At 62.1% G+C, this 25,799-nt stretch carries 22 protein-coding genes and 1 tRNA gene; 11 read left to right on the top strand and 12 right to left on the bottom strand.

Going from position 1 to position 25,799, the window contains the following annotated elements; translation table 11 throughout:
* Positions 1-25: 25 nt before the first annotated feature.
* The 5 genes from gltB to FHR23_RS06630 all read right to left on the bottom strand — a co-directional run bounded on the left by gltB (position 26) and on the right by FHR23_RS06630 (position 8,621).
* Positions 26-4,540, bottom strand: a complete 4,515-nt coding sequence (gltB, locus tag FHR23_RS06610) for a glutamate synthase large subunit (RefSeq protein ID WP_184002054.1) — start codon at positions 4,538-4,540, stop codon at positions 26-28.
* Positions 4,537-5,208 carry a DUF2059 domain-containing protein gene (locus tag FHR23_RS06615; protein ID WP_184002055.1) on the bottom strand — a complete coding sequence of 224 codons (672 nt, stop codon included), beginning with the start codon at positions 5,206-5,208 and terminating at the stop codon, positions 4,537-4,539. The genes gltB and FHR23_RS06615 overlap by 4 nt, the downstream gene beginning before the upstream one ends.
* On the bottom strand, positions 5,205-6,659 hold the full coding sequence (locus FHR23_RS06620; RefSeq protein WP_184002056.1) for an FAD-dependent oxidoreductase: 1,455 nt from the start codon (positions 6,657-6,659) through the stop codon (positions 5,205-5,207). The genes FHR23_RS06615 and FHR23_RS06620 overlap by 4 nt, the downstream gene beginning before the upstream one ends.
* Before the next feature lie 165 nt (positions 6,660-6,824).
* Complete coding sequence (locus tag FHR23_RS06625; RefSeq protein ID WP_184002057.1) at positions 6,825-7,631, bottom strand: undecaprenyl-diphosphate phosphatase; 807 nt, start codon at positions 7,629-7,631, stop codon at positions 6,825-6,827.
* Positions 7,632-7,694: 63 nt separating this feature from the next.
* Positions 7,695-8,621: a complex I NDUFA9 subunit family protein gene (locus FHR23_RS06630; protein ID WP_184002058.1), complete on the bottom strand. Its 927-nt coding sequence runs from the start codon at positions 8,619-8,621 to the stop codon at positions 7,695-7,697.
* A 134-nt stretch (positions 8,622-8,755) separates the two neighbouring features.
* On the opposite strand from FHR23_RS06630, the gene FHR23_RS06635 reads away from it, so the two are divergent.
* From FHR23_RS06635 to FHR23_RS06660, 6 genes are all read left to right on the top strand, one after another.
* Positions 8,756-8,842 (top strand) — tRNA-Leu (locus tag FHR23_RS06635).
* Positions 8,843-9,113: 271 nt separating this feature from the next.
* Positions 9,114-9,722, top strand: coding sequence for a hypothetical protein (locus FHR23_RS06640; RefSeq protein ID WP_184002059.1), 609 nt, complete (start codon positions 9,114-9,116; stop codon positions 9,720-9,722).
* Complete coding sequence (locus FHR23_RS06645) at positions 9,700-12,975, top strand: hypothetical protein (protein WP_184002060.1); 3,276 nt, start codon at positions 9,700-9,702, stop codon at positions 12,973-12,975. Before FHR23_RS06640 ends, FHR23_RS06645 begins: the two co-directional genes overlap by 23 nt.
* A 118-nt stretch (positions 12,976-13,093) precedes the next feature.
* Positions 13,094-13,462: a DMT family transporter gene (locus FHR23_RS06650; protein ID WP_184002061.1), complete on the top strand. Its 369-nt coding sequence runs from the start codon at positions 13,094-13,096 to the stop codon at positions 13,460-13,462.
* A 27-nt stretch (positions 13,463-13,489) separates the two neighbouring features.
* Positions 13,490-14,776: an ArnT family glycosyltransferase gene (locus FHR23_RS06655; protein WP_184002062.1), complete on the top strand. Its 1,287-nt coding sequence runs from the start codon at positions 13,490-13,492 to the stop codon at positions 14,774-14,776.
* Positions 14,766-16,214 (top strand): UbiA family prenyltransferase, encoded by a 1,449-nt coding sequence (locus tag FHR23_RS06660; RefSeq protein ID WP_184002063.1) that lies wholly within the window; start codon positions 14,766-14,768, stop codon positions 16,212-16,214. Before FHR23_RS06655 ends, FHR23_RS06660 begins: the two co-directional genes overlap by 11 nt.
* Positions 16,215-16,374: 160 nt before the next feature.
* On the opposite strand, the gene FHR23_RS06665 is transcribed toward FHR23_RS06660, so the two are convergent.
* Both FHR23_RS06665 and traA read right to left on the bottom strand, forming a co-directional pair.
* Positions 16,375-17,130: a DUF6118 family protein gene (locus tag FHR23_RS06665; protein WP_184002064.1), complete on the bottom strand. Its 756-nt coding sequence runs from the start codon at positions 17,128-17,130 to the stop codon at positions 16,375-16,377.
* Between the two features lie 15 nt (positions 17,131-17,145).
* Positions 17,146-20,127, bottom strand: a complete 2,982-nt coding sequence (traA, locus tag FHR23_RS06670; protein ID WP_184002065.1) for a Ti-type conjugative transfer relaxase TraA — start codon at positions 20,125-20,127, stop codon at positions 17,146-17,148.
* A 173-nt stretch (positions 20,128-20,300) separates the two neighbouring features.
* Between traA and FHR23_RS06675 the strand changes: the two genes are divergently transcribed.
* Together FHR23_RS06675 and FHR23_RS06680 are read left to right on the top strand one after the other, a co-directional pair.
* Positions 20,301-20,606 carry a conjugal transfer protein TraD gene (locus FHR23_RS06675; RefSeq protein WP_184002066.1) on the top strand — a complete coding sequence of 102 codons (306 nt, stop codon included), beginning with the start codon at positions 20,301-20,303 and terminating at the stop codon, positions 20,604-20,606.
* A gap of 22 nt (positions 20,607-20,628) precedes the next feature.
* Positions 20,629-20,871, top strand: coding sequence for a conjugal transfer protein TraD (locus tag FHR23_RS06680; protein ID WP_184002067.1), 243 nt, complete (start codon positions 20,629-20,631; stop codon positions 20,869-20,871).
* Here the strand turns inward: FHR23_RS06680 and FHR23_RS06685 are convergent.
* Entirely contained in the window at positions 20,868-21,125 is a 258-nt protein-coding gene (locus FHR23_RS06685; RefSeq protein WP_184002068.1) for a hypothetical protein, read from the bottom strand. The two genes, FHR23_RS06680 and FHR23_RS06685, sit on opposite strands and share 4 nt — an antisense overlap.
* A 340-nt stretch (positions 21,126-21,465) precedes the next feature.
* On the bottom strand, positions 21,466-22,032 hold the full coding sequence (locus tag FHR23_RS06690; protein WP_184002069.1) for a hypothetical protein: 567 nt from the start codon (positions 22,030-22,032) through the stop codon (positions 21,466-21,468).
* A gap of 213 nt (positions 22,033-22,245) precedes the next feature.
* Between FHR23_RS06690 and FHR23_RS06695 the strand changes: the two genes are divergently transcribed.
* A complete protein-coding gene (locus FHR23_RS06695; protein ID WP_184002070.1) occupies positions 22,246-22,434 on the top strand; it encodes a hypothetical protein in 189 nt (62 codons plus the stop codon).
* Between the two features lie 7 nt (positions 22,435-22,441).
* Here the strand turns inward: FHR23_RS06695 and FHR23_RS06700 are convergent, their stop codons facing one another.
* The gene (locus FHR23_RS06700) at positions 22,442-22,774 is read right to left on the bottom strand and encodes a helix-turn-helix domain-containing protein (protein ID WP_184002071.1); all 333 of its coding nucleotides are present in this window, start codon (positions 22,772-22,774) and stop codon (positions 22,442-22,444) included.
* Positions 22,758-23,177: a type II toxin-antitoxin system RelE/ParE family toxin gene (locus tag FHR23_RS06705; RefSeq protein WP_343043032.1), complete on the bottom strand. Its 420-nt coding sequence runs from the start codon at positions 23,175-23,177 to the stop codon at positions 22,758-22,760. Before FHR23_RS06705 ends, FHR23_RS06700 begins: the two co-directional genes overlap by 17 nt.
* Positions 23,178-23,678: 501 nt before the next feature.
* Here FHR23_RS06705 and FHR23_RS06710 point away from each other — a divergent pair.
* Both FHR23_RS06710 and FHR23_RS06715 read left to right on the top strand, forming a co-directional pair.
* The gene (locus FHR23_RS06710; protein ID WP_184002072.1) at positions 23,679-23,894 is read left to right on the top strand and encodes a helix-turn-helix transcriptional regulator; all 216 of its coding nucleotides are present in this window, start codon (positions 23,679-23,681) and stop codon (positions 23,892-23,894) included.
* Positions 23,891-24,085, top strand: coding sequence for a helix-turn-helix domain-containing protein (locus FHR23_RS06715; RefSeq protein WP_184002073.1), 195 nt, complete (start codon positions 23,891-23,893; stop codon positions 24,083-24,085). The genes FHR23_RS06710 and FHR23_RS06715 overlap by 4 nt, the downstream gene beginning before the upstream one ends.
* On the opposite strand, the gene FHR23_RS06720 is transcribed toward FHR23_RS06715, so the two are convergent.
* The gene (locus FHR23_RS06720) at positions 24,060-25,268 is read right to left on the bottom strand and encodes a tyrosine-type recombinase/integrase (protein WP_184002074.1); all 1,209 of its coding nucleotides are present in this window, start codon (positions 25,266-25,268) and stop codon (positions 24,060-24,062) included. The genes FHR23_RS06715 and FHR23_RS06720 overlap by 26 nt on opposite strands.
* Between the last annotated feature and the right edge of the window lie 531 nt (positions 25,269-25,799).

A 25,799-nucleotide genomic window follows, 5' to 3' on the forward strand; every position in this document is an offset into this window, starting at 1 on the left:
AGCGCGTTATAGGGTCAGGCCCCATTCACTCTGCCGCTACCATTTCTTCCGCATCGTCAAGCGGATGCGAAAGACGGCCCAGCATTTCCTTCGGCACGACCTGCCAGAACCGGTCGCGAATCCGGTCCCAGTCCTCCAGCAGCTCGCCCGACCATTTGCTGTCGGTCGCGCGCCAATGCGCTTCGACCAGATTGCGCAACACCGCTTCCCAATGCCGGGACGACAGCCTGCGCCAGACGATATTGTCGCCATTGGCGCGCCGGTCGAAACTATCGTCGGCGTCATAGACGAACGCCATGCCGCCGGTCATGCCCGCACCGAAATTCGCCCCCACAGGCCCCAGTACGACTGCCGTGCCGCCGGTCATATATTCGCAGCCATTGGCGCCGCAGCCTTCGACCACCACTTCGGCACCCGAATTGCGCACCGCGAAGCGTTCGCCCGCCTGTCCCGCCGCGAACAGCCTGCCCGCCGTCGCACCATATAACACGGTATTGCCGACGATCGTATTGTCCTGACTGACCAGCGGAGAGGACACCATCGGCCGCACGATGATCGTGCCGCCCGACAATCCCTTGCCGACATAGTCGTTCGAATCGCCGAACACCTCCAGCGTGATCCCCTTGCACAGGAACGCGCCCAGCGACTGCCCCGCCGATCCGCGCAGGCGGATATGGACATGGTCGTCGGCCAGCTTGCGCATCCCGAAGCGCCGGGTGATCTCGCTCGACAGGCGCGTGCCGACCGCGCGATGCGTGTTGCGCACCGAATAGGTGAGCTGCATCTTTTCCCCGCGACTGAACACCGCGGCCGCATCCTGTATCATTTGCGCATCCAGGCTGTCGGGTACCTCATTGCGGAAGGTACTGAGCGAGAAACGCCGCTGGCTTTCATCCGCATCGACCTTGGCAAGGATCGGGTTGAGGTCGAGATCGTCGAGATGTTCAGCCCCGCGGCTGACCTGACGCAGCAATTCGGTGCGGCCGACCACCTCGTCGAGACTGCGGACGCCAAGCCGTGCGAGAATCTCACGCACTTCCTCGGCAATGAAGGTCATCAGGTTGATGACCTTCTCCGGCGTGCCGGTGAATTTGGCGCGCAGCCGCTCATCCTGCACGCACACGCCCACCGGACAGGTGTTCGAATGGCATTGCCGCACCATGATGCAGCCCATGGCCACCAGCGACAGCGTGCCGATGCCGAACTCCTCCGCGCCCAGAATGGCGGCGATCACAATGTCGCGTCCGGTCTTCAGCCCGCCATCGGTGCGCAGTTTCACACGACCGCGCAGGCTGTTGAGCGTCAGCGTCTGATTGACCTCCGACAGTCCCATTTCCCACGGCGTCCCGGCATATTTGATGCTGGTCTGTGGGCTGGCTCCGGTGCCGCCGGTATTGCCCGCGACCAGGATAACATCGGCATGCGCCTTGGCGACACCCGCCGCAACCGTGCCGATCCCGGCCGAACTCACCAGCTTTACGCACACCCGCGCCTTCGGGTTGATCTGCTTCAGGTCATAGATGAGCTGCGCCAGATCCTCGATCGAATAGATGTCGTGATGCGGCGGCGGCGAAATCAGCGTCACGCCGGGCGTGGCATGGCGCAGCCTGGCGATGAACTCCGTCACCTTGAAACCGGGCAACTGGCCGCCCTCACCGGGCTTGGCACCCTGCGCGACCTTGATCTCGATCTCTTCACAGGCGTTGAGATATTCCGCCGTCACGCCGAACCGGCCGGAGGCCACCTGCTTGATGACGGAATTGGCGTTGTCGCCATTTTCATAGGGGGTGTAGCGCGATTTGTCCTCGCCACCCTCGCCCGACACCGCTTTGGCGCCGATGCGGTTCATCGCGATCGCCAGCGTCTCATGCGCTTCCGGCGACAGCGCGCCCAGACTCATGCCCGGCGTGACGAAGCGCTTTCGGATCGCAGTGATCGCCTCGACCTGATCGATCGGTACGCCCTCGTCCGGATAGTTGAATTCCATCAGGTCGCGCAGATAGATGGGCGGCAGATCGCGTACCCCTCGCGAATATTGCAGATAGCTGGAATAGCTGTCGGTGCCGACCGCGGTCTGCAACAGGTGCATCAATTGCGCGGAATAGGCATGTGCTTCGCCGCCGTCGCGCTGGCGATAGAATCCGCCGATGGGCAGCGTCGCCACCGCCTGATCGAAGGCCAGATCGTGCCGGTCGCTGGCATTGACGTAGAGCGAGGCATAGCCTTCGCCCGAAATCTTTGCCGGCATGCCGGGGAACAGATCGTTGACCAGCGCGCGGCTCAACCCCACCGCTTCGAAATTATAGCCGCCACGATAGCTGGAAATAACCGCGATGCCCATTTTCGACAGGATCTTGAGCAGTCCTTCGTTGATCGCGGTGCGATGCCGTTCCAGACATGTGTCGAGACTGAAGTCACCGAACAGCCCGCGCTCATGCCGGTCGAAAATCGCCGCTTCGGCCAGATAGGCGTTCACCGTGGTCGCGCCGACGCCGATCAGCACCGCATAATAATGCGTGTCCAGACATTCGGCAGTGCGCACATTGACCGAGGAATAGGAACGCAGCCCCTTGCGCACGAGATGCGTGTGCACCGCAGCCGCGCTCAGCACGCCGGGAATCGCCACCCGGTCACTGCCGATATGTTCGTCGGTCAGGAACAGTTCCGAACGCCCCTCGCGCACGGCCTGCTCCGCCTGCGCACGGATGCGCCGGATTGCGCTGCGCAGCGATTCTGCGCCGCCGCCGGTTTCGAACGTACAGTCGATTTCCGCAGCCTGCCCCTCGAAATGCGCCTTGAGCCGGGTCCATTCGGCCCCGGTCAGCACGGGGGAATCGAGCACCAGCACTTTGCCCGATCGTGCTTCGGATTGCAGGATATTGCCCAGATTGCCGAATCGCGTCTTGAGCGACATGACATGGCGTTCGCGCAAGGGATCGATCGGCGGGTTCGTCACCTGAGAGAAATTCTGGCGGAAGAACTGGCTGATCAGGCGCGGCTTGTCCGAAATCACCGCAAGCGGCGTATCGTCGCCCATCGACCCGATCGCTTCCTTGGCGGTTTCCACCATCGGCGCGAGGATCAGCTCCATATCCTCCAGCGTCTGCCCCGCCGCGACCTGACGACGCGACAATTCGGCGCGATCGAACCGCACCGTGGCATAGGAGGGCGCAGGCGGCAGATCTTCGACGGTCAGGAAGCTGCCGATCATCGCGGCGTAATCGCGCTCGCCCGCGATACGGTCCTTCAGCTCGCGATCATGGAAGACAACGCCCTCGTCAAGGTCGACGGCGATCATCTGGCCGGGGCCGAGCCGCCCCTTTTCGCGCACCGCGCTCTCCGGCACCACGACCATGCCCGCTTCCGATCCGACGATCAGCAGCCCGTCATTGGTGCAGGTATAGCGCAGCGGACGCAGCGCGTTGCGGTCCATGCCCGCCACCGCCCAGCGGCCATCGGTCATCGCCAGCGCGGCGGGGCCGTCCCACGGCTCCATGACGCTCGCCATATACTGATACATCGCCAGATGTTCGGGCGGCATATCGGTGTTGGAGCCCCATGCTTCGGGCACCAGCATCAGCTTGGTCGAGGGCGCGTCCTTGCCGGAGCGGCAAATCGCCTCGAACACGGCATCCAGCGCGGCGGTATCGCTGGCGCCGGCCGGAATGACCGGCTTGATATCCTCCGAATGCTCGCCGAACGCCAGGCTCGCCATCTTGATCTCGTGGCTGAGCATCCAGTTCTTGTTGCCGCGGATCGTATTGACCTCCCCATTATGGGCAAGGCAGCGGAACGGCTGGGCCAGCCACCATTGCGGGAAGGTGTTGGTCGAATAGCGCTGATGGAAAATCGCCACCCGGCTTTCGAAACGCGCATCGGTCAGGTCGGGATAGAAGTCCGACAGGCTTTCGGCGAGGAACAGTCCCTTGTAGATGATCGAACGGCACGACAGGCTGCAAATGTAGAAGCCGTGAATCTGGGCCGCGATCACCTGCCGTTCGATCCGACGGCGGACGAGGTAGAGTTCCTTTTCGAACTCGGCGGCGTCCATATCCTCCGGCATCGGGCCGGCGATCATGATCTGTTCGATTTCGGGGCGCGTCGCCTGTGCCTTCTGGCCGATGACCGAGACATCGACCGGCACCTGCCGCCAGCCGTAAATGGTATAGCCCGCGTCGATCAGCTCGCTTTCGACGATGGTGCGGCAGGTTTCCTGCGCATTCAGGTCGGTGCGCGGCAGAAAGACCATGCCGACCGCCAGGCGGTTGGGCAGCACCGTATGGCCCGACTTGTCGATGGCGTCGTCGAAGAACCGATGCGGCAGGTCGACATGAATCCCCGCCCCGTCGCCGGTCTTGCCATCGGCATCCACCGCGCCGCGGTGCCACACCGCGCGCAGGGCGTCGATCGCCGACTGCACGACCCGGCGCGAAGGCTTGCCGTCGGTGGCCGCTACCAGCCCGACGCCACAGGCATCCGATTCAAACTCGGGACGGTACATGCCCTCACGGGCAAGGCGTTCGCGTTCGGATTCGTTCATTGCTTGGTTTCCTTGGCCGGGGGCGGCAGATCCTTGGTCGCCGCTTCGACCTTTTTCATAATTTCGGGCATTTGCTTGATCAGTCTGGGCGTGAAGGATTTCATCGCCTGCATCATGTCCGGGCCCATCATCATCGTCATGGAATCGTGAGCATAGACAGCCCCTGTGGGCGTCGCGAAGAATCGATGCAGATCGTCAAGCTGGGCAACGCTGAATTTACGGGCATAGGCATGGGCCAAAGCCACACGCACCTGCGGCTCTATCTCTGTCATCAGCTTGGCCATCTCATCGAACATCACCTTCATGGTGATATCCATTCGTTTCTTGAACGCCGGATCCTTGTCGGTGGCCAGTTCACCGATACTCTTGTCATCCCCGGCCTTCTTCTCCGCATCGGGATCGATGTCAGACGGCTTGATGTCATACATGGATGCGAGGCTGCTTTTGATGATGGTGTTCATCGTTGCGTGCATGATCCGCGCATAGGTGCCCAACGGCCATATCTGATCGACAACCGGCCGTGCAGCCGCCAGCCGGGCCGGATCCACCGGCGCAGCGGCAGGGGTGGCATCCGCACCCTCCGCCTTCGCCGTCGGGGCCGTTTGTGTAGCCGCCTGCGCCTGCGGAGCTATCACCGCCACGGAAAGCGCATATCCCAGAGCAATCATGCCGCTTTCCTTCCCGTCTTCGCCTTTTGCTTCAGCCAGCCGTGCATATGTTCGGCCACGTCGCGCCCGTCGCGGATTGCCCACACGACCAGGCTCGCCCCGCGCACAATGTCGCCGGCGGCGAACACGCCGTCGAGGCTGGTCATCAGCGTCGAATGATCGACGCGCAACGTGCCCCAGCGGGTGACGCCCAGATCGGACGAACCGAACAGCGTCGGCAGGTCTTCGGCATCGAAACCCAGCGCCTTGATGACCAGATCGGCGTCGACCGTGAAATCCTTGCCCGGATCGACTTCCGGGGCGCGGCGACCGCTGGCGTCGGGGGTTCCCAGCCGCATCCTACTGGCACGCACCGCCGACACGGTTCCCGCCCCCTCGCCTGTCGCTTCGAACGATTGCGGTGCCGACAGCCAGACGAATTCGACGCCTTCCTCCTCGGCATTGGCGACTTCGCGTTGTGAACCCGGCATATTGTCGCGATCGCGGCGATAGAGGCACTTTACCGACTTCGCGCCCTGACGCACGGCGGTGCGCACGCAGTCCATCGCGGTATCGCCGCCGCCGACGACCACGACATGCTTGCCGGATGCATTCAGGCTGCCGTTCTCGAACGCGGGCACGGTGTCGCCGAACCCCTTGCGATTCGAAGCGGTCAGAAAATCGAGCGATTCGACCACCCCTTCAGCGCCGACCCCCGGCGCCTTGATCGCGCGCGGCTTGTACACCCCCGTGGCGATCAGCAGCGCATCATGGCGGTCGCGCAGTTCGTCGAGCGTTGCGTCGTGTCCGACCTCGAACCCTTCATGAAAGACGATCCCGCCGTCCTTGAGCCGCTGGACGCGGCGCATCACCACTTCCTTTTCCAGCTTGAAGCCGGGAATTCCATAGGTCAGCAGGCCCCCGGCGCGATCATGCCGGTCATAGACATGCACGCTATAGCCGTAGCGGCGCATATATTCCGCCGCTGCCAGCCCGGCCGGGCCTGCGCCGATCACGCCGACCGACTGGCCGCGCTCCGGCCCCGGCACCAGCGGTTCCACCCAGCCTTTTTCCCAGGCGGTGTCGGTGATGAATTTCTCGACCGAACCGATCGTCACCGCGCCATGGCCGGAAAATTCGATCACGCAATTACCCTCGCACAGCCGATCCTGCGGACAGATACGACCGCAGATTTCGGGCATGGTCGAGGTCATGTTGGAGAGCTGATAGGCCTCCCGCAGCCGCCCTTCGGCAGTCAGCCGCAACCAGTCGGGAATATGGTTGTGCAACGGGCAATGGACCGAACAATAGGGCACGCCGCATTGCGAGCAGCGCGATGCCTGCTCCTCGGCGCCGGTAACGGCGTAGCGTTCCGCAATTTCCTGAAAGTCGGTGCGGCGGGAATCTGGTTCCCGCTTGGGCGGATAAGACTGCCCCGTTCCCACGAATTTCAGCATCGGATTATCGGCCACGAACATCCCCTCGCATGAGTGTCGTGCGCCCGATACGGCAAAATTCCCGCAGAGTCACGCGGAAACCGCCATTTATGACAGCAATGATGACCTATTAATTCTGTTATTCGCTCGAAATTCGCTTCATACTGGCAGTTTATAATAAAATTAATGGCCGTTTCGGTCCTATCGTGCCAGCAGCCAGATCAGCGCCAGGCTGCCGAAGATGATCCGATACCATGCAAAGGGCTGAAAGCCGTGGCGGCTGACGATCCCGACGAACCAGCGGATCACCACCAGTGCGACGATGAACGACACGACAAATCCGACCGCGATCAGGCCCCAGCCGACCTGCGACGTCGCGAGCGCGGTCTTGTTCTTCCACATCTCAACGGTCGTTGCACCGAGCATGGTGGGGATGGCGAGGAAGAAACTGAATTCAGCCGCCGTGCGCCGCTCGACGCCCAGTGCCAGTGCGCCCATGATCGACGCCCCTGAGCGGCTGACGCCGGGAATCATCGCCAGGCACTGGATGAAGCCGATTGCGACCGCCCGGCCGGCTGGAATTTCCGCAACACCGACAACATCATGATCCTTGATGATCCGTTCCAGCACCAGAATGGCAATCCCACCCAGCACCAGTGCCACCGCAACCACCTCCGGAGCCCCCAGCAAAACCTCGATATAGCTGTGCAACGCCAGCCCGATAATCGCCGCGGGCATGAAAGCGATGAGGATGTTCATCGCGAATCGCCAGGAAATCTTTTCGCCTTTCAGCATTCCCTGCGCCACCGCCCAGAAGGTACGCCAGTACAGCACGACCACGGCCAGAATGGCGCCGAGCTGGATAATGATATTGAACGCCGCCCATTGATCTGCCTGATAGCCGAAAATCTCACTGGCAAGGATCAGGTGGCCGGTCGACGACACCGGCAGGAACTCGGTCAGCCCCTCGACGATGCCAAGCAGGATGGCGGTAAGCAGCAACGGCATGGCAATTCCCCGGATGAAGGTGGGAAGACTGGAATGGGGGTCCGGCGGCAACCGATAAAGGAATCAGGCGGCGCTCTTCAATCCGAAGCGGCCATGTTTGCGATACAGCACCAGCCATCCGGGTGCTACGGTCGCAAGCGGGGTAGGCGTAATTCCCAGCGCCGCAATGCCCGGCATATCCTTGCTGACCACATTGTCGAGCTGCAACATCCGCCACTGATCGCCGGTAATGGGCGTGCCGGGCAAGGCCGCCAGCAATGCGCCAAGCGAATCCGGAATGTCGGTAATTGCGCGATCGCGGCCGATCGTTTTGGCGATCCAGCGAATCAGCTCACCCATGGTCAGCACATCGGGGCCGCCCAGTTCGAATGTCTTGCCGCCAAATTCGCCGGGATTGCCCAGCGCCGCGACGATCGCATCGGCGACATCGACGACATAGACCGGCTGGAACCGCACTTCCGAACGCAGCACGGGAATAACGGGCGCACCGGCGATCATCCGCGCAAAGCGGTTGATGAAATCGTCCTCACGCCCGAAAATGATCGACGGACGCACGATGGTCGCCGTCGGGAAGGCCGCACGCACCGCTTCTTCGCCTTGCGCCTTCGACCGGCCGTAGGCGGAAGGCGATTCGGGATCGGCACCGATCGCCGACATATGCACCAGCGCGGAAACGCCCGCATCGGCCGCAGCCTTTGCCACATTGGCGGCGCCTTCGACGTGCAGCTTTTCAAAATCGCCGCTCAGGATGCCGACCAGATTGACGACGCAGTCCGCACCTTCAACCGCGCGCGCAACGGTTTCCGGCTTCGTGATGTCGGCGGCCATGAACTGGGTCTGGCCCAAACCGCCAAGCGGTCGCAAAAACCACGCATCGCGCGGATCGCGCTCGGCAATGCGCACGCGTGCACCGGCTTCGAGCAGCGCCTGAGTGACATAGCGCCCGACAAATCCACCGCCGCCGAAAAGCGTCACAAGCTTGTTTTTCATGGTCCGATCATCCCTAGCTGGCGCAACCGCAAATGCCTGTTCACGGCTCAAACGGCAAGCACTGACTTTTCGTTGCAACAAGTGATTGACAACCCCCCGCCCCTTCCCCTAGAGGCCGCGCCCTACCGTTGCGTGCCCAGATGGCGGAATTGGTAGACGCACCAGCTTCAGGTGCTGGCGGGGGCAACCCCGTGGAGGTTCGAGTCCTCTTCTGGGCACCAGTCAACCCTTTTATCCCGCTGATTTTGCATGATAAAAGGGCATTCCGAAAAGATCGAGCCCACATACGTTCCCACATTTCGCGTGGGACTTAGGTGGCAACGTCGAACCTTTATGGGACGAATGCCCGTTCAGGCGCTCGCCATCGCTCGGCGGCTCCATCCGCCCTGATTCTATGGGACCGCGTTACACACGCTTCCCATCCATGCGCCTATAATAAACTCGGACAGAACCACAATGGACGCAATTCTTTAATATTGCAGGGATATCTTGTTGCGAATCATTCGTATACATTTAATTTCCCAGCCACCTGCTGTCACGAAGAGAAAGCCAATGTCCGATCCTGTCATCTCAACTTATGATTTTGGGAATGCGACAGGGCCGTTTGCGCCGACGCAGACCAACGGCGGCGCGACGACGCAGAGTCTGGCGATAAACGGATCGGGTGCAAGCTACAGTGGCGGATATCTCAATCTCCCGGCCGATTGCTATCTGGATGCGGGTGCATTGGGGATAACGCTGCCCACGGACAGCGATCCTGCGCTGACGCAAACCCCAGCCGCGATGACCCTGACATGGGTTGGCATCCTTCCTGCCGCAGAATCTCCGCTCGTTTCGATGTTCGAGTGGGCGGAAGCGCGATTTGAGCTGACAGCGCATTGGGATCCCGGCAAGCTTCGCGTGCGCATCGAGCGCAGCGGAACGGACACCTATCTCGACAGCATTGGCGGCTTGTCGATGACCAACGAGGAAACGGTCGGCGTGCGCTGGGATGATGATCCCGATGGCGCGGGCGGCACGATCACCTTCTTGCGTGACGGAGAGGCCTTCGGCCCGCCGCAACCATATCGCGTTCAAGGTGAGGATCACGCCCGACACTGATCTTGAATGCAATGCCTCGCTCGGCAATACGTCCAACTCGGCGTTGCAGAAGGCCAAGCAAATCTCGGTCAGCGTAACCGAATCGAGTCAGCCTGCGCCGCCCGATCCGACTGATCTCACCGTTTATGGCGATCCCGGCACCCGCTTTCCGCTTGGCCTCGACATGGCGGGAGCAAGCGGCAACTATGACCTGACGGTGCCATCGGGTCTGTCGCTCGTGAAGCGGGACGTCACGCCTACACCGGAAACGGAAAGCTCAACCTACACCATCACCGCTCTCGCGGCTTCCTATGCGCCAGCGCAGGCCAATGGCGGCGTCACGGCCAACGATCTCGCGATCGTGGGAACGGGCGCGAACTATTCGAGCGGGCGCCTTAACCTTCCGGCCGGCACCTATTTGTCGGCAGACGCGATCGGGATTTCCCTGCCAACCACGTCAGACCCTGACACCACCCAAGCACCGCAGTCTATCACGGTGGGGTTCAAAGGTATCGTGCCGCAGGCCGAAGCGCCATTGGTATCGCTTTACCACTATTCGCACGCTGAATTTTCCCTTTACGGCTATTGGCAGCCCGGCCAGGTGAAGGTCATCCTTGAGCGTGAAGGGCAGAGGGCCGTTTTCTACAGCGACACCGGCCTCTCCAGTACGGCAGACGAGGACATCGCTGTCCGCTATGATGATGACCCAAATGGCGCAGGAGGCACGATCACTTTCCTGCGCGGGGGCGTTGCCTTCGGCTCCCCGCAAGCGGTCGGGTTCAAGCCGAAGATCACGCCGGAAGCGGTGTTGGAATGCAACGCCTCGCTCGGCAACACCACCAATTCCGTCAACCTGCAGGTCCAGGAAATCTCGGTCAAACTGGAGGTGCTGGCCAACGTGGAGTCGTTCACGCCGGTATCCTCGGGAACGATCAGCGCGACAGACCTGGAACAGATCTATGTCGATGCACTGAGCGTTTCGACCCCGCAACCTGCAAAGGTCGTGTCCTACGCACCGTCGGGCGGCGGAGCCGCCTCGACAGTCAGCGTCATTATCGGGCCGATCGACGTGCCTGCCGGCGTTGGCTATCGAGCGATATTGGAAGACTGGTCGACGGGATCGCCTGTCGATCATTCCAATGTGCTGGTGATGACCAAGCCCGCGCGGCAGAATTGCCAATTCGAGGATGAGACACTGCGCGCGAACCAACCGCGCTGGATGGAGTGTCTGCCCCAGGGTGCCGTTCCGGTCATTTCCGACATCGCCTATTATTGCGAGGCGATCCGCATCGGCAACTATGTGCAATTCCAATTCGGCTACGACTGGACCACGGCCACCATGCCCGCCAATCCGTTTGGAGATTCCAGCGGCAAGGAAAGCTATATGGTGCCGCACAAGTGGCGGATCGAGGACAAGGACAGCAACGTCATCGCCACGGTCGAACGCCCCGATGGCGGCCCGCTCAACGGAACGGATATTCCGGGTATATTCGAAGGCAGCTATGACGGCTATGGCGTTGCGATCACCAACAGCACGGACAAATGGTATCCGCGCGGAACGGTGCGTGCGGGCGTGATCTGGCGGTCGGAAACGCCGCCATCCTATGACCAGACCTTCATCAACACCAATCTCCCGCGTTATGACGTAACGATCGGCTATGCGTCGCACACGCATTATTCGAACAACGGCTTCGACGGGCGGCTCTGGGGCGGCGATAGCTCGAACGGATTCGGAAACACGCGGGTCATGCCCTATGATCCGACCAACTATGAAACACTGACGCCGCTTGTCGGCGTCACCTTGGACCCGTGGAAGGGCTCGCTCTACAATTTCAGCTCGCTCGCAGCCGTCGCTTCGATCTGGCTCCAATACACGCCATTCAATCAGTGTGGCCGTTCGCCGATCACGGGACCGGGCGGAGTCCGTGACGATCGCGCCGCATTCGCCGAGCCAGTCGGTCAGTATATGTATGACATCACTGCGACTCGGCCTCATGATGCGAAGCCTTGGGCGACGATCGCGATTGACTATGTGACTGCCTATGTCAGCGATCCCTACCATGCCTTCGAGGGCGGCCGCTGCGTCCCGCTGTTCAAGGGTGCCAACGCCAATCGCGACATCGGCCTTCGCAATCACTATTACGGCTACGGTGACGCCTCGCGGCCTGCCGACCGGTCATGGTATCTCCACGGTGGCCGTCCCTATGAGATGGCCGACAGCTATAGTCCGTGGACGGCGAAAGTGCCCTACGGTGGCACCGCGATTCGCAAGCCCTATTTCGGCACTAACGAAATCGATCTGCCCCACGCGCACCAGTTCCCGCATTGGGGCTCGTTGCTGTGGAAGACGCCTGAGTTCGCCTTTATTGGCCATAAGCTCAGCGACCAGGGCCGCCTCTATGAAAACTGGATACTCGCGAGCGGGTTCGGCAGTGCATCGGATTTTGCGGAACGCGGCGCGGCCTGGCAATTCCTCCATTGCGCGTTGGTGTGGAAGACCGCCTCGCGAACATCGGATCGGCTCTACTCGCGCGATGATATCCTGTCCTATGTCGTTCAGGATTTCGAGACGTTCAGCGATACTCACAAAACGGCGACACCGGGTTTCGACAATCCGCCGTCCAACGTCATGACTGCTGGCAATATCGATGAGAATCTCGTTGTCTATGCCGGGGCGGACCGCTTCGGCGTGTGCGGCTGGCGCGACGGAACAGTCCTCGCGCAGCATGATTTTTATATCGGATACTGGCAGACCGCCTTGGGGATTGCCGAACGGATCGGTTTCAATGCAGCCGTGCGATCGACATCGACCAAGGCCGGCGCTGTGCTGGACTGGCTGATCGCGCAGCATCGCAAACGGGTTGTCGGTCGCATCAACGACGCCCCTCGTGCCAATCCCGGCGGCGGCGAACCTTATCTGTTCCACCTGTGGGAGGAGAGTGCGATCATAGCCGCTAGCGGCAATGTCGCCTCGCTCCCACAAACATACGCCGCGATTGCAACGCAAAACGGCGATGCAGCGACATGGGACGTGTTCGACTATGACGGAAACAGTTATTCGCGCGACGGACAGGCGATGGATCAGTTGATCGCCGGCCCATCGGTTCTGCGGATACATCTCGGCCAGAGTGGCAGCGATCTGACGACAGCCGAAACGACGGCAACCTCCTGGCGGAACCAGAAGAAGAGCGAAGAGGAAGCACTTGGCGCCAATGGGGCGGGTACGACCTGGTTCAAATATCTGCAGGCGGCGCACAACCCGGCGATCTCGTAATCTTCATTTCGAACCGGCCCTTCTCACCGATAGGCCGGTTCGAATTCTTCTCATGTCTTAACCTTATCTTGAACGGGTGCAGCTATACGCAAACTGCTGATTGACCGGAATTTTGTTGATGACCTTGCGCCTCTTCCTTCTCATCCTCGCCAGCGTGAGCCTGTCGGCGCTCGCTCAACTCGCGCTCAAGATCGGCACGACAGCCGCCATCGGCACCCGATCGGCGGGGATCGGTGGGGAAATGGGAAGCCTCGCACAATCGCCGATGATAATCGTCGGCCTCGGTCTCTATGGTGTTGGCGCACTCTTGTGGCTGTTCGTTCTCGGCCGTGTGCCCTTGTCGTTCGCCTATCCCTTCGTGGGCATGGGTTTCATCCTGACGATGCTCGCCGGCGCCTTCTGGTTGAACGAGAGCCTGAGCTTCGCCCGGATCGCCGGCACTCTTCTGATCGCGACCGGCTGCGTGCTGGTGGCGCGCTCGGCCTGAGATGGCGCCGTATTTCGGGAGGATCGCGTGACTCGAACGACCATCGCCAATGGCTTTGAGGCGCCGCGCCTCTCGGACAGCGCCTGCCGGCTGCTGCTCACAGGGATCGCAATATTCGCCGTCACGCTGCGATTGGCGGGCGTATGGGTCTTGAACCAGCCGCTTGAGAGCGATTCGCTCTCCTATTTCACGATGGCGCAGGGTCTGGCGGAGCGAGGGGAACTGCTCGATATATATGGCCAGCAAGCCTTCTACAGCGCAGGCTATCCGCTGCTGCTCGCCCCCTTCTTCATGGTGCTGGGGAGTTCGGTTAGCGTAGCGCTATCCGTCAATATGCTGCTCTGCGCTGTCAGCACATGGCTCATCTACAGGCTCGCCTTGGCACTGTCCCGCAATCGCGGGGCGGGCCTGCTCGCTGCCACAGTCTACGCCCTCTGGTTTCCCGGCCTCTGGAATGCGACAATGCTGGCGAAGGAAAATCTCTCGACGCCGTTGCTGCTCGGCATTGCTCTCTGCGCGATCGGTATCGCGCGTGGCGAACGCCCGATGGGGACGGCGCTGGTCGGGGGACTGCTATGGGGGGGGGCGCTGGTGACGGGCGGCTCGGCACTGCTGCTTTGTGCCGGCGTCGCCGTCGCACTGCTGATGTTATGGCGTGTGCGTGGCAATTTCGCACCGGCTTTCGCCGGGGGGCTATGCTTCATCGCTGGCGCTGCACTGATACTGACACCGTGGCTCTACGCGACGGACCAGATGGTGGGTCGCCCGGTCCTCACTACCAACGCCGCCTTCAACCTCTATCTCGGCAATAATCCCGCAGCGACGGGCAAATTCGTGAGCATCTCCGATACGCCGATGGGACGGGATTGGGAGGTGACACGCCTGCGTCTGGGCGAAGTCGGCAACGCCGATCGCCTGCAGGCCGAAGCGCTGCGCTGGATCGGCGAGAATCCAGGTCGGGCGGCGGAACTGGCGATGCTTAAACTCGCCTTTTTCTGGCAACCCAACCTTCCGGATGCGGAGGATTTCAGCGCGTCGAAGGCCGTCGCTTCGATCCGGTTGTTCGAAGTCATACAATATGCGCTGATTCTTCTGTTCGGCTTCGCGGCTTTCCGCTCGCGGCTGATCGCGAGCGACGGCAGGTGGATATTCGCCGCGATGATCGCCGGTTTCTGGCTGATCCACGCTGCCGCTTATATCATTACGCGCTACCGCGACCCGGCGATCCCGCTGCTGATCGTCATGGGCGCCATTCCGGTCGCGGCCTGGCTCGAACAGTTAACAACGCGACGGACCGTGCGACATGCTGCTTGAGCGCGACGCCACCGTCAGCGAAGCCGTGCCGCTGTTCGTCGACGTTGACGGCACGCTGACACGAGCCGACATTTCGCTCGAAAGCTTCGTGCGGATTGCACGATCCGGCATGGCCGCGCTCGCGGCTCTTCTTTTGTGGCTTGCCGCAGGCCGCGCCGCCGCCAAGACCATGGCGGCGCGGCACGATCGCATCGACCCTGCGCTGCTCCCCTATCGGCAGGAGGTGCTGGGCCTGATCGAAACTGCAAGGGCCGCTGGCCGTCCCGTCATATTGGCGAGCGCGAGTCACTGGCGGCATATTCGCCGTATCGCCGATCATCTGGGGCTTTCGGCTCCGATCATCGCGACACGCGGTCGCGCCAACCTCAAGGGTCGTGCCAAACTCACCGCTATCCGCGAGCGCATCGGTCCCGGCACACCGTTCGATTATGTCGGAGACAGTCGCGCCGATACCTGCCTGTGGCGCGAAGCGCGGCGAAGCTGGTCGGTCGGCTATGTGCCGCCGCGATCGGCTGTCGAGCGCCTCGGCGATACCCGCGCCGGCTTTGCCCGATCGGCGATCAAGGCGATGCGACCACATCAATGGGCCAAAAATGCGCTTGTGATCGTACCCGCCTTCACGTCCGGGCAGTTCATCAAGCCGGCCGTCCTGCTGACGGCAGTGGTCGCCGCGCTGCTCATGTCGCTGATCGCCTCGTCCATCTATCTGCTCAACGATCTGCTGGACATGGATTCCGATCGCGCGCACCGCACCAAATGGAAGCGACCGCTCGCCCACGGCGACCTTTCCATTCCTGCCGCGCTCGGTTTGTCTCTGGCGCTGGCCGGCATCGGCCTGACCGGAGGCTGGTTGCTCGGCGGGCCTGCGCTCACGCTCTGGCTGCTTGCCTATATGGCGATCACGACCGCCTATTCCTTCCGGCTGAAGGCAGTGATGGTCGGCGACGCCATCGTCCTCGCGTCGCTTTATACCATTCGCCTGTGGATCGGCGGCGTCGCGATCGGGGTATCCCTGAGCTTCTGGCTGCTGCTCTTTTCGGTCTTCCTGTTCCTCAGTCTCGCTTACCTCAAGCGCTATGTCGAAATGCGCGACGCGATCGAGCCGGATCGCCTGCTGAGCGGTCGCGGCTATGTCGGAGACGACATCGATGTGGTGATGATGTCGGGGGTATCGGCGGGAATGGTTGCGATACTGGTACTCGCCCTGTTCGCTCATGACCCCACGACCGCTGCCCACTATGCCAATCCCGAACTGCTTTGGCTGCTCTGCCTGCCGCTCATCTACTGGATGAATCGCATCTGGATGATGGCGCGGCGCGGCCAGGTCGAGGGTGATCCGGTCGCTTTCGCGATCAAGGACCGGCGCAGCATCCTCATCGGCGCTGCAATGGCCTGCATCTTCGCTGCAGCGCTCTATGGCCCTGCGGCCGCCTCCTGACCAGCGGGCGCGGCACAGCGAACAGCCATGCGGATAAAGCTCTCAACCTGCTTTCAGGTCGGAATCGTCCTTCTGGCAATCTGGCTCGCTGTCACCACGCAGAAGGATGCCGTTCAGCGGCAATATCTGAACGAGCAGGCAGCGAACACCAACTCGGCTATTATGGCTGGACCATCTGCCGCGCCTCGACCTTGATAATGCACTTCACCGATCGCTTGGCCTTGGCAGCCCCTTTTTCACAGGCGTCAATGGCTTCTCGATTCTGACGCCGCATTTCGGCGGCATCGACGATGGCTCGCCAGGATTCGGGATTGTCGGCGCGCATCATTCGGCTTCCGGCATCCCATAGGCTCGGCTCACCAATCGTGCGTCGCGCGATGCGCTCAGGCCAACGCCAGTCCTCCGGCATGGCGCGAGCAATCATGCCGGGAAGAACGGACCAAAGCAGGCACCCGGCAAGGGCGCCACCGCCGATGCTCCACCATAGATGCTCGCGCTGCTGCTCGCGCGTGCGAGCGTTGCCGATGATCTGATGCAACGCCTGAACGGCATCGGCCTGACTCTGCCGGACTTGCTGCACGCTGGCCCGGTCGGCTTCGCGGGCCTTGTGCGCCGCTGCAGCAATGCGCGCGCCTATGTCCTCCGGGGTCATGTCGAGCGCAGGCGCATCCTCAATTGCCTTCATCCGCTTGTGGATCGCGGCGAGGTGCGCGTTCGCCTTTTCCAGTGTCGGGTTATAGTCGGGGATTTCGATGTTCAACCGCTCGGCCGCCATATGCTCGACAGCGCGAACCATGAGCGCGATGCGTCCGTCGAGTTCCGCCACTCGATCGTCGAGCCGCGCGAACGCTTCGGCTGCGGTTTCCGCGCGGGGTTGGGGCTCCGGCGTGTTCGTCGGCAATCCTTGTTCGTCCATATCATCTTCTCCTGGCTAATGACCGATGCCCATGCCGCGCCCAAGGTCGCGGACGTGATCGAGGGGGATGGAGTTCGCGAGCTCACGCGATAGACTGCGGCTCATGTCGCGGCTGATCTCAAGCCCAAGCTCGCGGCTGCGCCCGCCCAGCACCGATTCGAGCTGGGCGTCTCGTTCGAGTCTTTTCGCCATGCCCGCCATTTGCTGGGATATGCGCTTCGCACCCCGGGAATCCCCGTCGCGCACAAGCTCTTCCCGCTGACGCTGCAACTGCTGCCAGCCCTCGACGAAGCGGTCAGCGCGCTGGAACGGGTCGATGCGGATTTCGGCCTCAATCTGCATTGCCCGGAGCGTGGTTTGGCCGCGCCCTGCGGCCGCCTCGCGGACAAGCTCCGGCTGGCGCTCGAACGCGGCACCAAGATCGGTGGAAGCATTTGGCCGGATCGCGTCGAGCGTATCCTTCGCCCGATCCAGCGCGACGCGCTGGTGTGGCATCGGGTCGAGACCCTGTGCGCGAGTCTGCCGCACGGCGTCGAGCGCCCTTGCGTAGCGCTCCGCCGCGCCGCGCAACCCGCTGGCGGAAGCGGGCTGCGGGCTGCGCGCGAGCTGGTCGCTCCGTTCCGGTACGTGTGGTCGCGGCGCTGGCCGAAAGCTTGCGAACATATCCCGTTCGCGCGGCGGTTCGGCCGTGGGCCGGAAATTGTCGAAGATCCCGCGCGCCTTCTCGGGGATGGCCTTGACGATCTCGGCGACCCGCTCGCGGAAGCTGATGCCGCGCCGCTCGGCGAAGTCCCGCGCCGGATCGCAGCGCTCGTAATCGCTCGCCATATCCTTGGGCCGCTCGCGCGATAGCGTGCTGACGAGCCTGCTCTGATCCTTGAAGTCGTCGCGGCCGTAGTGGAGCGCCACCCCGTTACGGTGACGCGACATCGCGACATAGGCACCGTGGCGATCCATGCCCGGCGTCGCCAGCACATGCGCCCGGTCCACCGTCATGCCCTGCGCCTTGTGGATCGTCGCGGCGTAGCCATGATCGAGATCGCGATAGTCTTTGATATCGAACACAACCGAACGCCCGTCGTCGGTGCGCACCACCATGCTGCTTTCGCTGACGTGCTCGACCGTGCCGAGCGTGCCGTTCTTCACCTCCAGGCTACGCTCGTTGCGCAGGAACATGATGCGGTCGCCGGAAGCAAAATCCCGATCACCGTGTTCGGTCTCGATGCGAACATCGCTGCCCAGCTCGCCCGCCGCTTGCATCCGCTCGCGTGCCGTGTCGTTGAGTTCACGCACCTCGGCATTGGTGTGGGTGAGGATGATCCGGCTGGCATCTGGGGCCGCCCGCCGGTCGCGATCCCAGCGTTCGATCAGTTCGCCACGCGCCGCCTCGCGCGTCTCGGCAGCATGAACCATGTCGCGCTCGGCGTAGGCGCCGATCGCTTCGCCGGTGCGCCCGGTTGCAAGGTGCCGGGTCGCATCCTGCTGCCAGCCTTCATGCTGGCGGCGCACTCCGGTGATTTCGACGCCGCCATGCCGTTCGTGGATCGCGCGGAACGCCGCGCCCGCCTCGATCGCCTGCAACTGCTGCGGATCGCCGACCAGCACGACCTTGGCGCCTGCGTCAGCGGCGTGGCCCAACACGCGCTCCATCTGCTGCGTGCCGACCATGCCCGCCTCGTCGATGACGAGCACATCGCGTGGGCCGAGCAAGTCGCGTCCCTGCGACCAGCCATGTTCGAGGCTCGCGATCGTGCGCGACGCGATGCCCGAACCATTCTCCAGACCCTCGGCGGCGATGCCCGACAGTGCGGCACCGCGCACCCGGAACCCAGCATCCTCCCACGCCTCGCGTGCGACGCCGAGCATCGCGCTCTTGCCGGTCCCGGCATAGCCGACAACGACGCTCAGGCCGTGCTTGTCGGTCACATGGTCGAACGCCGCGCGCTGCTCGCCCGACAGTTCCAAGCCGCGCTCCGCCGCGTGTGCCAGTGCGCCTTTCCGGTCGGTCTCCGACACGCGATGCCGCTCGCGCTCCGCCATCAATTCCGATGCGCGGCTCAACCGCTGCTCGGTCTCGATCATCTCGCGACTGGTAAAGCGATCCTCGCCGCGTCCGTCCTTGCCGAGCGCGATCAGGTCGGGCGATGACCGCACCGCGCTGAGCACAGCATCGAACTGTTCGCGCCCATCGCTGTGCCGATGCGCGAACATGGCCATGTCGCGGCTCGTGAACGTCGCCTGCCCGTGGGTGATGGCGTCGAGCGCGATGCCGGGATTGGCGATGATGCGCGTCCCGTTCTCGCGCGCGATCTCGCGGTGGATTTCGGCGCGGTCGGCAAGCTGGCCCTCACGCTCCATGCGCTGCGCGGGGCCGCCGATCTTGTCTTGCGGTTCGAGCGCGATGCCCTGCGCTTCCAGCGACCGGTGATCGATGCGCGCATCGATGTCGAGTTCGGCCAGCCGCGCGTTGACATGGCTCTCCCAGCGTTCGCGCCACTGGCCGACATGCGCGTGTTCGTTCCACTCGCGCACCTTCGCCCCGAACCCGTCTTCGCCGACCTCGCGCATGGTGAGCATGACATGGGCGTGGGGTTTCGCCATGCCGTCGGCGCCGATGTCCCAATGGACATCCAAGTCGGCGATCATGCCGCAGTCGACAAATTCGGATTGCACGAAGTCGCGGGCAAGCTCGATGCCCTGCGCCTTGGTCATCTCGCGGGGGATGGCGAACTCGACCTCGCGTGCAAGCTGCGCGTCCTTGCGCACTTCGACCGCCTCGACCGCGTTCCACAATGCTTCGCGATCCGAGAAGCGTTCGGGCGCATTCTCCGGCAACATGATTTCGCTATGCTCAACCCCGGAGCGGGCGCGGAAATCATGATCGCGGTCGAGGCGGTCGTCGTGCAGGCGCTCGCCCGCGCGATAGGCGGCTGCGCCGACCGCGCTGCGGCCCGAAGTGCGCCCAATGACTTGGACAGAGAAGTGGAATATCGCCATTGCGATATACCAGCTACACTGCGAAGCGCACGTCGGCACGACGTATAAGCGCGCCCTTCTCGAATAAATTCTCGTGCGGGACTAGGTGGTGTCAGACTGTCCCGGCGACTCTACTGCATTACGCGAGACGATAACCTAGAATCGCTTCATCGAACAAGGATGGAGACTTTACGATGCGCAAACCACGCGATTTTGATTCGGAATTGAAAGCGCTTGCCGACAAGGCGAAGCTGCTCAAGGAACGCCGCGTTCGCCAGCTTGGCGAACTCGTCATCGCGACCGGCGCCGATACGCTCGATGCCGACATGCTCGCCGGTGTCTTGCTCGGCGCTGCTACGAACAAGGATGCGAGCACGAAGGAGGCGTGGCGCCGCGCGGGCGCCGGGTTCTTTCAGCGCTCGGCCCGCAAGTCTGTGCCGCGACCTAGCCGCCACGACGAAGGCGCTGCGCCGCGCGACGGCGATGCGGCGTCGGCTTGAGGCAGCGAAGGCGCGAAGCGACATGCGCGATTGGCAGGCCAAGCGGCGCGAGCGAACGCGCACGCTCATCGAATTGGGCGGACTCGTCGTCAAAGCCGGGCTGGTCGAACTGACCGACGACGATCGCGCAACGATCTACGGAGCATTCCTCACGGTCGCGGATAGGTTGCGAAGCGAGGAAGGCGGTAACGCACTTGCCCTATGGCAGCGTAAAGGCAAGCGCGCGTTCGAGGCGGAACAGGAAGCCCGCGAGAAATCGCGCTAGGCGGCGATTGCATCGGCCATAGGCACGGGCTCTGGCGTCGTGCAATCGCGCGGCTCCCATTCCTGCCGCACCCATGCTTCATGGGTTCTGCTGAAAGGCACATTCGATCCGTGGCAATAATTCACGCCAATCCCTTCCCTCAGATCGATCACGCATAGACCCGCGTCGCCCGCCAGCAGGCGCACGGCATCCATCGGCCTGAACCAGCCGCGCAAGGCGCGTGACCGCTTTCCCGTCAAGCTATCCGTTGCCATGATTATCTCGCCAAAGTGAGGGCGCGCGGCGTGATATATCCGGTCGATTGCTGGGCCGGGCTTGATGTCGAAGTAATGATATTCGGGAGGCGCGTTCGGGTCGCATATCTCGCCCCCTAGACGGGGCGGCTTGTGCGGCAGGGGCGGAACCTCGTCCTATACATCGACCGTCAAAACGTCACTCTCCTTCGGCCGTTCGGGTTGATCCTCCGATGGCCGAGAAATCGCGCAATCGGGAACCGAGAGCGGGACCAACAGCGCAACGTGCGCGAGCGCCGAAATCAGCAAGGAACCAGCCACCTCCTTCCTGTCGCGCCGCTCCTCCGTCATCGCTGTGCCGTCACCTGCGCCGTCCGCGCGGGCGGGGATGGCCGGTTACGTCCCGCACACGATCCAGCAAGGCGCGGAGCGATTCCCGAACCTGCGGGGCTGTCAGTCCATCGTCATCGGGTTCCTGCTCCCCGAACAGCCGCACCTGGTTCCATCGCCAATAAGGCGTGAGGACCGCCGCCAGCCGCGCCATATCGGGGCAGTCGTGGCCCAATCCGGTCGCATTGGCATAGGCGAGCGACTTTGCGACGCGCAGACCGATATGGCGGGCATTCCATTCGTCGGGGAATCCCACATCGAGCAGATAGGCCGACAAGCCGAGCTGTGCGGTGATCCCGGAGAAGTAGAGGAAGCTATGCCAGCCGCCGATCGATCTCGGTTCATTGTCGGGAAAGAAGCCCTCTGCTCGATGGTAGCGCCAACGGCTCAGGCTCCGTCCAGCCTTGGATCGAACAAGCATGGCCGGTTCGTCATCATACTCCGCATGGAGCGAGGCGACAGCCGGAACCGCGACCGGCGCGGCAATCAATGTGCGCAACAGCGTGCGGCGTGATGTGGTGGGGATGTCGCGGCCCATATGCACCTCCGTTCCGCATCCTTGGCAGGGGGACGAAAGCGATGGGCGGATGCGGCACGGTCCCGACACTTCCGCGATTCGCGCTGTCGGATTGCCGGTGGCCGGATTAACGAAGGGCCATTGCAGCAATATACGACACCGTTTATCACATAAACGATGTCGTATATTCAATTAAACGGTGGCGTCAACGTGTTTGACTTGGAGATTGTGGGCATGGCCGATAGCGACGAGACGATGGGACGCCCGCCGCTTGGAATGAAGCCGACGACAATCAGGCTATCAACCGACACGATCCGCCGTATCGAGGCGCTGGTCGGCAATCGGCGACTGGCGCTGTTCATCCGCGAAGCGGTCGAGAACGAATTGCAGCGCCGCGAGAAGCCCGAACCTCCGAAGGAATAAGCTCGCTTTACGCGACGGCCTGCAATCCCTTGCGCTGAATGATGGAGAGTAACCGCAGGGCAGGGCCGCCTGGACGCTTCACACCGCGTTCCCAATCCGACACTAGATTGCGCGACACGTTGAGATAGGCGGCGAACACCGGCTGCGACACATGCTCGCGCTCGCGGATCGCGCGGATTTCATCGCCCGCCAGCGTCGGCACCGGGGCAAGGCACGCTTCGTCAAAGGTGCGCAAGGTCGCGCGCGACACCACGCCCGCGTCGTGCGCGTCGCTCATCATCTCATGGATCGCGCCCGCGATCTCGCTGCGATAGCCCTTATCCTTAGCCGTCCTTGCCATTTTCAATCTCCACCAGCGTTTCTGACGCTACCAGCCGGTCCAGTTCCTCGCCGCTCCATTCCAGTGCCTCGGTCGCCGCTTCACGCAACAATGCCAAATCCGCCTTCGATATGTTCGCCTGCGCGCTCTTGGCGAAACCGAAAGCGAATATCGCCCGGTCACCGTGCCGGAACAGGATCAGCGTGCGATAGCCGCCCGACTTTCCCTTTCCCGGCCGCGCGATGCGCTGCTTGATGACGCCACCGCCAAGGTCGGCGTCCACCAGCCCGCTTTCGGCCCGCTGCACGGCGTCGCGAAGCACCGAATCGTCAATTCGTTCCTTGCGCGAAAAGCGCTCGAACCAGCCATTTTTGAAGATGCGCGTGATGGCCGATTCTCCTGCCTCGCGGTTTATATATAACACATAGCGTTATAGTTCAACGCCAACGCTCCGTGCGCGCGCTTGCCGAAAATGATTATGTTGGCGCTGCTGCAACTAAGTTGGCCGCGAGCGGCAATGTAGTGCCTCGCCTCTTGCCCGGCGGGACAAAGCGATACAGCATGGCAGTGTGGCGGGCGGACCAGCAGATGAAAGGTCCGTCATGTTGTGCGAATCGGAATCCAGCGGCGTTCGTCGAGGTGCTTCCCGTCCCTGCAAATCGGGGAATTGTGTAGCTTATTGGTCACAGTCATTAAAGAAACGTCCAAGTATAGACTGCCGATCATCGCCTACCTTCGCCGCCCACCGCCATACGCCGCCGTTTCCAGAAGTTCGCCGCAGTTCGCCGCAGATACCTAAATTTGTACCGCCGTAAGACACATCTTCACCACATGGCGACCACGACGCTCTTGCAGGCAGCATCAAGGTCGCCAATTCTATTCGCAGGGGAGCTTTATCAACCGCTACTAACCGAAAGTTGCCTCAATGCCCAACCCCGAAAGGATCATTCGCCTCAAGACGGTGCTTCATCGCACCGGCCTTTCCCGCTCCACCCTCTATCGCAAGATCGCCGACGGGACATTTCCCCGGCAGGTGTCTATCAGCATCCACGGTGCCGGGTGGCATGAATCGGCTGTCAATCGCTGGGTTGCCGATCCGGCAGGCTACCGCGCCGATGACAGCGAAAGGGCCGCGCCATGAAGGCGGCTCGACCCCCTGATCCGATCTGCGTTCGCGTCAACGATGCTGCTCGCATGATCGGCGTCGGCCGCACCAAGCTCTACGAGCTGATCGCGGCCGGTGAAGTCGAGATGGTGAAGCTCGGTAAATCCACCCGCATCACCACTGCCAGCCTGCATGATCTTATCAGGCGGCAGCGCGAAGCGGGATAGGATCGGGCGCCGTGGCGGCGGCGTCCTCACCGTCCTTCGTAGGCACCTTGTCCAGATACTCCGCCCATAGCGCCATGAGGCCGCGCCGCTTGTCGAAGAAGTCGGTGCGGCGATAGGCAGCTTCAACCTGATTGGGCAGCTTGTGTGCCAGCGCCTTGTCTGCAACCTCCTTGGGAAAGTTCGTGGTTTCCGCTGCCCAATCGGTGAAGGTGGAACGGAAGCCGTGAACGGTTGCGCCTGTGACGCCTTCATCGCGTAGCGCCTTCGTCATGGTCATGTCGCTGATCGGCCTTTTGCCGTCCGCGGAGAACACGAAGCAGGTGTCGCTGGCGCGTTGCTCCCACCGTTTGCGGAGCAATGCCACGGCAGGCGCGGACAACGGCACGACATGAGTTTCTCGCGCTTTCATGCGCTCGCCTGGAATGGTCCAGATAGCATTCTCAAGGTCGAACTCGGTCCACACGGCAAAGCGCGTCTCGTTCGACCGAACGGCATTGTAAACAGTGAAGCGCAAGGCATCACGGCCGGTCGTCGGTGATGCTGCCGCGATCTTCTGCATGATGGCCGGAACATCGACATAGGGCATGGCCTCCAGATGCCCGCCCTTGGCGATCTGACGGGGAAGCCCCTTGCGAACGGAGCGCAACGATACCTCGCCCGGAAGCCATCCTTTGATGTGCGCGAAGTCCAGCACCGCGCCAATCCGTTGCAGGATTTTCCGGGCGGTCTCTGGTATCTCAAGCCAGATGGGCGACAGCACTCCTACAACGGCGGCGCTGTCCACCTGATCGACTGGCTTCTTGCCGATCACCGGAAAGACATGGTTCTCAAGGCTGGAAATCCAGTTGGCATGGCGCCGATTCTTCCAGCCCTCCTTCAATGCTTCGTAACAGTCACGCGCGGCCTTCTCAAAATTTGGAACGACTTTGCGGGTCTTGCGCCGCTCGGCGACCGGATCGCAACCTTCCCGCACCTTTCGGCGCAAGGCTATCGCGGCTTCCCGTGCTTCGGCTAGCGACACGTCTATAGCCGATCCCAGCCCATAATCCCGTCGCCTGCCGTCTTTCTGCATACGCAGTAACCATGTCCGCGAGCCGCTCGGCTTCACTAACAGACACAAGCCCCGGCCATCCGTATGCCGGCCCGGCTTCGCGTTCTTCACCTTCAATGCTGTAAGTGCCATTGGTTCGAGTCCCTATTGGGAATTTTCGGAGTCCGTTCCCACACTTTCAGGCAAGAAATGATCCCACAATTATTCCCACACTTTATGCCAAATTCAGGCAAATCAGGGCGACCGACCGCGAACATCATGCAACAAAAATTGTTCGTTTTACAGTGTAGGTGGGGATGCCCTGATATTGCATGAGAATAAGATTCTACATTTCTTCTGGGCACCATTTCCGGTCAAAGATCGGCACCTTCCCCTCTGGCCGGGGCACGCCACAGGCAGCACCATTTTCGAAAATAGCCTTCGGGCCGGATATGATGATCTCGTCTTTCGAAAAACGGATTTCGGAGACCCGCATCCGTAGATGAGCGGCACGGAGCGCAGGGTCATCGACCAGCAGAGCGCATGGCTGATTCGCCAACTTGCTGTCAGACACATCCTCTATTCCAGCGTGTCGCCCTGAAGGGGCTGTTTCGGGTCGTTTTAGAAATAGCCAGACCGGCATTCAAACAGGAAGAAAATTGATTTGTGAATCAGCCGAATCCA

The organism is Stakelama sediminis, from assembly GCF_014199335.1.
GTDB lineage: Bacteria > Pseudomonadota > Alphaproteobacteria > Sphingomonadales > Sphingomonadaceae > Sphingomonas > Sphingomonas sediminis.

What these genes read in the sequence shown, in the direction of transcription:
- FHR23_RS06675 (WP_184002066.1), top strand. Translation starts at nt 20,301, where the DNA reads ATGCGCAAACCACGCGATTTTGATTCGGAATTGAAAGCGCTTGCCGAC.
- FHR23_RS06665 (WP_184002064.1), bottom strand. Translation starts at nt 17,130, where the DNA reads ATGGACGAACAAGGATTGCCGACGAACACGCCGGAGCCCCAACCCCGC.
- FHR23_RS06710 (WP_184002072.1), top strand. Translation starts at nt 23,679, where the DNA reads ATGCCCAACCCCGAAAGGATCATTCGCCTCAAGACGGTGCTTCATCGC.
- traA (WP_184002065.1), bottom strand. Translation starts at nt 20,127, where the DNA reads ATGGCGATATTCCACTTCTCTGTCCAAGTCATTGGGCGCACTTCGGGC.
- FHR23_RS06615 (WP_184002055.1), bottom strand. Translation starts at nt 5,208, where the DNA reads ATGATTGCTCTGGGATATGCGCTTTCCGTGGCGGTGATAGCTCCGCAG.
- FHR23_RS06720 (WP_184002074.1), bottom strand. Translation starts at nt 25,268, where the DNA reads ATGGCACTTACAGCATTGAAGGTGAAGAACGCGAAGCCGGGCCGGCAT.
- FHR23_RS06680 (WP_184002067.1), top strand. Translation starts at nt 20,629, where the DNA reads ATGCGCGATTGGCAGGCCAAGCGGCGCGAGCGAACGCGCACGCTCATC.
- FHR23_RS06715 (WP_184002073.1), top strand. Translation starts at nt 23,891, where the DNA reads ATGAAGGCGGCTCGACCCCCTGATCCGATCTGCGTTCGCGTCAACGAT.
- FHR23_RS06700 (WP_184002071.1), bottom strand. Translation starts at nt 22,774, where the DNA reads ATGGCAAGGACGGCTAAGGATAAGGGCTATCGCAGCGAGATCGCGGGC.
- FHR23_RS06690 (WP_184002069.1), bottom strand. Translation starts at nt 22,032, where the DNA reads ATGGGCCGCGACATCCCCACCACATCACGCCGCACGCTGTTGCGCACA.
- FHR23_RS06660 (WP_184002063.1), top strand. Translation starts at nt 14,766, where the DNA reads ATGCTGCTTGAGCGCGACGCCACCGTCAGCGAAGCCGTGCCGCTGTTC.
- FHR23_RS06650 (WP_184002061.1), top strand. Translation starts at nt 13,094, where the DNA reads ATGACCTTGCGCCTCTTCCTTCTCATCCTCGCCAGCGTGAGCCTGTCG.
- gltB (WP_184002054.1), bottom strand. Translation starts at nt 4,540, where the DNA reads ATGAACGAATCCGAACGCGAACGCCTTGCCCGTGAGGGCATGTACCGT.
- FHR23_RS06630 (WP_184002058.1), bottom strand. Translation starts at nt 8,621, where the DNA reads ATGAAAAACAAGCTTGTGACGCTTTTCGGCGGCGGTGGATTTGTCGGG.
- FHR23_RS06625 (WP_184002057.1), bottom strand. Translation starts at nt 7,631, where the DNA reads ATGCCGTTGCTGCTTACCGCCATCCTGCTTGGCATCGTCGAGGGGCTG.
- FHR23_RS06695 (WP_184002070.1), top strand. Translation starts at nt 22,246, where the DNA reads ATGGCCGATAGCGACGAGACGATGGGACGCCCGCCGCTTGGAATGAAG.
- FHR23_RS06685 (WP_184002068.1), bottom strand. Translation starts at nt 21,125, where the DNA reads ATGGCAACGGATAGCTTGACGGGAAAGCGGTCACGCGCCTTGCGCGGC.